Here is a 7284-nt window from a genome sequence, read left to right on the forward strand (position 1 = left end):
CGCCGGGCGCCCCTCTTCGTTGTCGGGGGATCAGGCGCCGTTGACGTTGTGCGCGATCCGATCCCCGATCTCCTTGTCGATGTTCCGCCAGTACTGCAGGGCCCGGTCGACCACCGGCCGGGTCACCCCGTTCTTCAGGTGACCACTGACGTTGGACACGAGCCGGTCCCGGGCCGCGTCGTCCAGCACATGCCGCACCATCGTGCCGGGCTGCCCGAAGTCGTCGTCCTCGCGGTGCAGCCGGTAGGCCTCCCGCACCATCTCACCGGCGGTCTCCCACCCGGCGATGTCCCCGAACCGGTCGACGGCCGCGGCGGGCCCGCCGTACGAGTTCGGCGCGTACGGAGCACCGGTGTTGGCCGGCTCGTAGCGCATCGGCCCGTCCTTGGCGTAGGAGTTCACCTGCGAGCGGGGCCGGTTGGGCGGCAGCTGCGCGTAGTTGGGGCCGATCCGGTAGCGGTGTGTGTCGGGGTACGAGAACAGCCGGCCGAGCAGCATCTTGTCCGGCGACGGCCCGATGCCCGGCACCATGTTGGACGGCTCGAACGCGGCCTGCTCGATGTGGACGAAGTAGTCCTCCGGGTTCTTGTTCAGGGTCATCCGGCCGACCTCGATGAGCGGGTAGTCGCCGTGCGGCCACACCTTGGTCAGGTCGAACGGGTTGAACCGGTAGTCCGGGGCGTCCTCGAACGGCATCACCTGCACATGCATGGTCCAGGACGGGTGATCGCCCCGCTCGATGGCCTGGTAGAGATCCCGGCGGTGGCAGTCGGCGTCCTCGCCGGCCATGCGGTCCGCGTCCTCCTGGGTGAGGAAGTCGATGCCCTGGTCGGTCTTGATGTGGTACTTGACCCAGAACTGCTCGCCGCCGCGGTTGACCCACATGTAGGTGTGGGAGGAGTACCCGTTCATGTTGCGGTACGTCTTCGGGATACCCCGGTCGCCCATCAGCCACGTCACCATGTGCGCGGACTCGGGGGAGAGGGTCCAGAAGTCCCACTGCATGTTGTTGTCGCGCAGCCCGTTGTCCGGCCGGCGCTTCTGGGAGCGGATGAAGTCCTGGAACTTCTGCGGGTCACGGACGAAGAAGATCGGCGTGTTGTTGCCGACGAGGTCGTAGTTGCCGTGCTCCGTGTAGAACTTCAGGGCGAAGCCACGTGGGTCGCGCCAGGTGTCGGGGGAGCCGAGCTCGCCGGCGACGGTGGAGAACCGCGCCAGCATCTCCGTACGCTTACCCGGCTGGAAGAGGTCGGCCTTGGTGAACTGGCTGACGTCGTTGGTTACTTCGAAGACTCCGTATGCGCCACTGCCCTTGGCGTGCACCACCCGCTCCGGGACCCGCTCCCGGTTGAACTGGGCCATCTTCTCGATGAGGTAGTGGTCCTGGAGCAGAATCGGGCCGTCGGAGCCCACGGTCAGCGAGTGCTCGTCACTCTCGACCGGGATGCCGTGGTTGTTCGTGGTGTACGGAACCTGCTGGGGTGCCTGCGTCACTTGTCCTCCCCGGGGAAGACCGGTCACTCGGATCGGTGAATCGTTGCCAAGGCGAACGCCCGTCCCCGCCACGGTCACTGAGTTCGGGGACACCGGGCTGGTTCCAACCCGGCTGGTGTTGATCGTGTAAGCCTCGGCCACTCGCTGAGCGACCGAGCGGCGTGAGCCAGGAATCCCTCTGCCGAGTCAGAGGGAGGGTTCAAGAGCGTCCTCCCGTCGGACGTCGGGCCGGGTGACCTGGTCACCCGGCCAGTCAACCCCGCCGACAGGAAGTCGGCAACATTTGGACGGGGTCTAATTCCGGTGTAATTCCGAGAGTGTCCGGTGGGTCACCCTTGGTTGAGTTCGAACCAGACCACCTTCCCGGTGCTGAGCCGTGTCGCCCCCCATCGCCGGGCCAGCCGGTTCACCAGGAACAGCCCGCGTCCGCCCTCGTCGGTGTGGCGTGCCTGCCGCAGCCGGGGCAGCTGCGGCACATCGTCGCCGACCTCGCAGCGCAGTACATCGGTGCGCAGCAGCCGTAGCGTGACCGGCCGTGACGCATAGCGCACGGCATTTGTGACGACCTCGCTGACCAGCAGCTCCACCGGGTCGGTGAGCTCCTCCAGGTCCCAGCGGGCGAGTGCGCTGCGGGCCAGACGCCGGGCCTTGCCGGGGGCCATCTCCTCCGGCTCCAGCGACCAGTACGCCACATCGCTCGGCGCGATCCCGTCGAAGCGGGCGGCGAGCAGCGCGATGTCGTCGTCCCGGTCGCCGGGGCCCAGCATGTCCAGCACCTCCTCGCACAGGGCCTCGAGGGGCGGCGGATGGTCGGGGCCGGTGAGCTGCGCGATCGCGGCGAGCTTCTCGCGCAGTTGCTCTATGCCGGTCCACACGTCGCGCAGGCGGGACTCGACGAGTCCGTCGGTGTAGAGGAGCAGGGTCGCTCCGGCCGGGGCGTCCAGCTCCACGGCCTCGAAGTCGACGCCGCCGACACCGATCGGGGCGCCCGCCGGCACCCGCAGCACCTCGGCCCGGCCGCCCAGGTGCAGCAGGACCGGCGGAGGGTGACCGGCGTTGGCGATGGTGATGCGGTGCGTGACCGGGTCGTAGACGGCGTACAGGCAAGTCGCCATGCGGTCGGTGCCGAGCCGCTGGGCCTGCTCGTCGAGGTGGTGCAGCACCTCCTGCGGCGGCAGGTCGAGGCCGGCCAGCGTCTGCGCGGTGGTGCGCAGCTGGCCCATGATCGCGGCGGACGTCATGGAGTGGCCCATGACGTCACCGACGACGAGGGCGAACCGGCTGCCGGGCAGTGGGATGGCGTCGTACCAGTCGCCGCCGACCCGCGCGGTCTCGGCGGCCGGCAGGTAGCGCGAGGCCAGCCGCACGCCGGTCGGCTGCGGCAGGGTCTCGGGGAGCATGGTGCGCTGCAGTTCGTCGGCGATGTACGCCTCCCGCCCGTACAGCACGGCCTTGTCGATGCCGAGCGCGCTGTGCGTGGCCAGCTGGGCGGCCACCAGCAGATCGTCGGCCTCGAAGGGGATCCGCTCCGGGCGGCGCAGGAAGACCGCGGCGCCGATGACCCGGCGACGGCCGCGCAGCGGGGCGAGGATGGCCCGCTGGCCGCCCGGGATCACCGACTCGCCGTCCTCTCCGAGGAGTTCGGGCAGCGCGGCACGGGCGGCGGGTGCGTCGGCGAACACCGGCCGCACCCCGCGCAGCACCTCGGAGAGCGCGCCGCCGGGGAGCACCTCGCACAGTTCGGCGGTCAGCGCCGACAGCTCCGACGGCTCCGGCTGGAGCACGGGCTGGAACCCGCCCTCGGTGTCCCGCTCCTCCGGAATGCGGTCGGTGCGGCGCAGCCGCAGCACGACCGGGCCCGTGGGCCGCTCGTCGCCGACCGGCAGCGGGTCGCGCAGATAGACGAGGATCGCGTCGGAGAAGGTCGGCACGGTCGCCCGGCACAGCCCCATCACGATCTCGTCGAGGTCGATACCGCGGGCGATCCGCCGGGTCGCGGCGCCCACGAACCGCAGCCGGTCCCCGTCCCGCCGCATCGGCGTGGGCCGGCCGGGCGGCGTGACCTGCCCGGTACGCCGCTCCTTGCCGCCGGGGCCGGAACGCTCCGGCTCGAGACCGGGCTGCGCCGGAATGGCCTCCGGCGTGGGGCGCGGGCGGTGGGTGTCGGTCTCGGTGGCGGCCGGCTGGGAGTGCTCGGGGCCGGCGCCGTCGCTCGGTGTCACCGACGTGCCCGAGGGCGTCTCGCCGGTGCTGCGGGCCTGCGCGGGTAAGGCAGCGGCACCGGCGTGCGGTGCGGGCGCCTGGGAACGCAGGAGCGCCCCGCGGGGGTCCGCGGGGTCGACGCCCGGCTGGGGGCGCTCGAAGGAGGTCGGCTGCTCCGTCACGCGTGTCGCATCCATCCGTCCGGGGCGTGCAGTTCGTCCCGCAGGAATCCCGATACCCGGAATACGTGCCCCAGGAACGGATTTCCCGCGTGGTCAGAGGCTGTTCCTGTGCCGCCGGCGGACCGATCGTGGCCCGCACGGGTGTTGCCCTGGTACCCCTTGCTCACGTCCTGCCGCCCCTCGGTGACATGTGGTCAAGCACAATGCGCACTCCGGGAGTTGTCGCCGCGTTCCCGCCCGCCACCCGGCCACCACCCCTCAACGACGGTGCTGCGCACCGGCCATGCTTTTTGCGGTTGCGGAGGACGATCCTACGTTTCTTGCCCCGGGGCGCATCAAGGGTCTCATGAGGACACATGCACGGGCGTACGATCCCAGTCGTCCGGCAACGGGGGGACGGACCAGGACGGATCGGGGCGCCAGTGCTCCCAGCCGTCCGAGAACGGCGGCCCCCAGGCGCGGATCACCTCCACCGCGGACCGCCCCGCCGCCCTGACCCGCGCGGCCGACGGGGCGTCCATCAGCCCGTCCCGCTGGGCCTGCGCGAACTCGTCCTCGTCCCGCCAGTGCCAACTGCCGTCGGGGTGCACGGAGATGTCGAGAAAGTGATCCTCGGAGTCCACCCCGCCGTCCCAACGCACCAACGGCTCCTCAAGATTGACGTACCAGTTCTTGAACCGCCAGCCCGGATCCCAGAACAGCCACACCGACCAGGGCTCACCGGGCCGCGCCAGCTTCAGCACACCCGTACCGAACCACCGGTCGCGCTGCACCGTCCGCGGCTTGGTGTAGCGCGACTCCAGCGGCTCCTGATGCACCGGCGTACCGTCCGCGAGCACCGGCCTGACGCACTCCGTGCCGGGCGCCATCCACACGGCGAGCAGCTCGGCATCGTCCTGTACGACGGTGACGGGGCGCGCTATGTGGAAGCGGTCGCCGCCGTTCTCCCGGTACCGCCACAGGATCCGGCTCCCGGGCGCCCAGAAGGCCGCTGCTCCGCCCGCTTCCACGCGTCTCACCGCTCCGTCGTCTGCCATGCACAGATATTAGGTGCCACTGACATACGACGCTGCGGCGCGCGTCACGGTTCACGCGCCGGTCACGTGCCGGAACGCGTCGGGCCTGTCCGGCGGATCAGGTCGCAGGAAAACGGCGGCTCCCTTGAGCGCTGGTGAGCGGGGGCGATGGGGGTGCCCCCGCGCGAGCGAAGCCGAGCGTGGGGGAGCGTCCAGCTGCAAGGCGGAGGAGGGAGTCGACGCGATGGGGGTCCCCCGCGCATGGGGGTCCCCCCGCTCGAGCGAAGTCGAGAGTGGGGGAGAAGCCGAGCGTGGGGGAGTCGGCGACCGACGACAACGCGGCAGATGGGCGTGCCAGACCCCGCGTCTGCGGCATGATCCGCCGGACAGGCCCGAGTTACGGATGTGTCATCCGCAGGACATCCAGGGCCTCGTCCAGCTGTTCGACGGTGAGGTCGCCGCGCTCCACATAGCCGCTCTCCAGGACGACCTGACGGATCGTCTTCCGCTCGGCCAGCGCCTTCTTGGCGACCTTGGCGGCCTCCTCGTACCCGATGTACTTGTTGAGCGGGGTGACCACGGACGGTGACGACTCGGCGTACTCCCGGGCCCGCTCCCTGTTGGCGGTGATGCCGTCGACGGTGCGGTCGGCGAGCAGGCGGGTGGCGGTGGACAGCAGCCGGATGGATTCGAGGACGTTCTTCGCGATCACCGGGAGCATGACGTTCAGCTCGAAGTTGCCGGCCGCACCCGCCCAGGCGACGGTGGCGTCGTTCCCGGTGACCTGGGCGGCGACCATCAGGACGGCCTCGGGGATGACCGGGTTGACCTTGCCCGGCATGATCGACGAGCCGGGCTGGAGGTCGGGCAGCGCGATCTCGGCGAGTCCGGTGCGCGGCCCGGAGGACATCCACCGCAGATCGTTGGCGATCTTCGTCAGCCCCACGGCGATGGTCCGCAGCTGCCCGCTGGTCTCCACGATCCCGTCCCGGGCGCCCTGCGCCTCGAAGTGGTCGCGGGCCTCGGTGAGCGGCAGCCCGGTGGCGCGGGCCACCTCCTCGATGACGGCGGCGGAGAAACCGGGCGGCGTGTTGATGCCGGTGCCGACGGCGGTGCCGCCGAGGGGGAGTTCGGCGAGGCGGGGGAGGGAGGCGTTGAGCCGCTCGATGCCGTAGCGGATCTGCGCGGCGTAACCGCCGAACTCCTGGCCGAGGGTCACCGGCGTGGCATCCATCAGATGCGTCCGCCCCGACTTCACGACGTCGGCGAACTCCTCCGACTTGCGGGTGAGGGAGGCGGCGAGGTGTTCGAGGGCGGGGACGAGGTCGCGGGTGACGGCGGCGGTGGCGGCGATGTGGATGGAGGAGGGGAAGACGTCGTTGGACGACTGCGAGGCGTTGACATGGTCGTTGGGGTGGACGTCCCGGCCGAGCCGCTCGGTCGCGAGGGTGGCGATGACCTCGTTGGTGTTCATGTTGGACGAGGTACCGGAACCTGTCTGAAACACGTCGATGGGGAAGTGCTCGTCCCACCGCCCCTCGGCGACCTCGGCGGCCGCCTCCTGGATCGCCTCGGCGATGTCCTTGTCGAGTACCCCGAGTTGGGCGTTGACCTTGGCGGCGGCACCCTTGATCCGCGCCAGGGCCTCGATGTGGGCCCGCTCGATCCGCTGCCCGGAGATCGGAAAGTTCTCGACGGCCCGCTGGGTCTGCGCCCGCCACTTGGCGTCGACGGGGACCCGGACCTCGCCCATGGAGTCGTGCTCGATGCGGTATTCGCTCATACCGGGTACAGCGATCGGGAGGGTACGGATGTTCCGTTCCTGTGGCATCAACCGCTGACCGGAGCGCGGCGGGGGCAGTCACCCCCGCCGCACACCCTGGGGCCTACGCCAGCCCAGGTCCCCGTACCGGAATCGACGTGAACGTCGGCTGAGGCGCCGGATCCTGGAAGAAGTCGTTGCCCTTGTCGTCCACGACGATGAACGCCGGGAAGTCCTCGACCTCGATCCTCCAGACCGCCTCCATGCCGAGCTCCTCGTACTCGACGACCTCGACCTTCTTGATGCAGTCCTGGGCGAGCCGGGCGGCCGGGCCGCCGATGGAGCCCAGGTAGAAGCCGCCGTGCGACCCGCACGCGTCGGTGACCTGCTTGCTGCGGTTGCCCTTGGCGAGCATCACCTTGGAGCCGCCCGCCGCCTGGAACTGCTCGACGTAGGAGTCCATACGGCCGGCGGTCGTGGGCCCGAAGGAGCCGGACGCGTAACCCTCGGGGGTCTTCGCGGGGCCGGCGTAGTACACCGGGTGGTCCTTCAGGTACTGCGGCATCTCCTCGCCCGCGTCCAGCCGTTCCTTGATCTTGGCGTGGGCGATGTCGCGGGCCACGACCAG

At 70.3% G+C, this 7284-nt stretch carries 5 protein-coding genes; all 5 read right to left on the reverse strand.

All coding sequences use genetic code 11. The features are described from left to right. Positions 1 to 30: 30 nt before the first annotated feature. The gene (locus ACTWQJ_RS42790; RefSeq protein WP_443311808.1) at positions 31 to 1494 is read right to left on the reverse strand and encodes a catalase; all 1464 of its coding nucleotides are present in this window, start codon (positions 1492 to 1494) and stop codon (positions 31 to 33) included. A gap of 329 nt (positions 1495 to 1823) precedes the next feature. Continuing rightward, complete coding sequence (locus ACTWQJ_RS42795; protein WP_443311809.1) at positions 1824 to 3893, reverse strand: SpoIIE family protein phosphatase; 2070 nt, start codon at positions 3891 to 3893, stop codon at positions 1824 to 1826. Positions 3894 to 4222: 329 nt separating this feature from the next. Then, positions 4223 to 4915 carry a cytidylyl-2-hydroxypropylphosphonate hydrolase gene (fomD, locus tag ACTWQJ_RS42800; RefSeq protein ID WP_443311810.1) on the reverse strand — a complete coding sequence of 231 codons (693 nt, stop codon included), beginning with the start codon at positions 4913 to 4915 and terminating at the stop codon, positions 4223 to 4225. Positions 4916 to 5291: 376 nt separating this feature from the next. Then, a complete protein-coding gene (locus ACTWQJ_RS42805; protein WP_443311811.1) occupies positions 5292 to 6677 on the reverse strand; it encodes a class II fumarate hydratase in 1386 nt (461 codons plus the stop codon). Positions 6678 to 6780: 103 nt separating this feature from the next. Beyond that, on the reverse strand, positions 6781 to 7284 hold a 504-nt coding region (locus ACTWQJ_RS42810), incomplete at its 5' end, for a FumA C-terminus/TtdB family hydratase beta subunit (protein WP_443311812.1).

It is taken from the genome of Streptomyces sp. KR55 (assembly GCF_052245645.1).
Taxonomy (GTDB): domain Bacteria; phylum Actinomycetota; class Actinomycetes; order Streptomycetales; family Streptomycetaceae; genus Streptomyces; species Streptomyces flavusporus.

Excerpts from the sequence above, each read along its gene's own strand:
- ACTWQJ_RS42795 (WP_443311809.1), bottom strand. The coding sequence starts at position 3,893 with ATGGATGCGACACGCGTGACGGAGCAGCCGACCTCCTTCGAGCGCCCC.
- fomD (WP_443311810.1), bottom strand. The coding sequence starts at position 4,915 with ATGGCAGACGACGGAGCGGTGAGACGCGTGGAAGCGGGCGGAGCAGCG.
- ACTWQJ_RS42805 (WP_443311811.1), bottom strand. The coding sequence starts at position 6,677 with ATGAGCGAATACCGCATCGAGCACGACTCCATGGGCGAGGTCCGGGTC.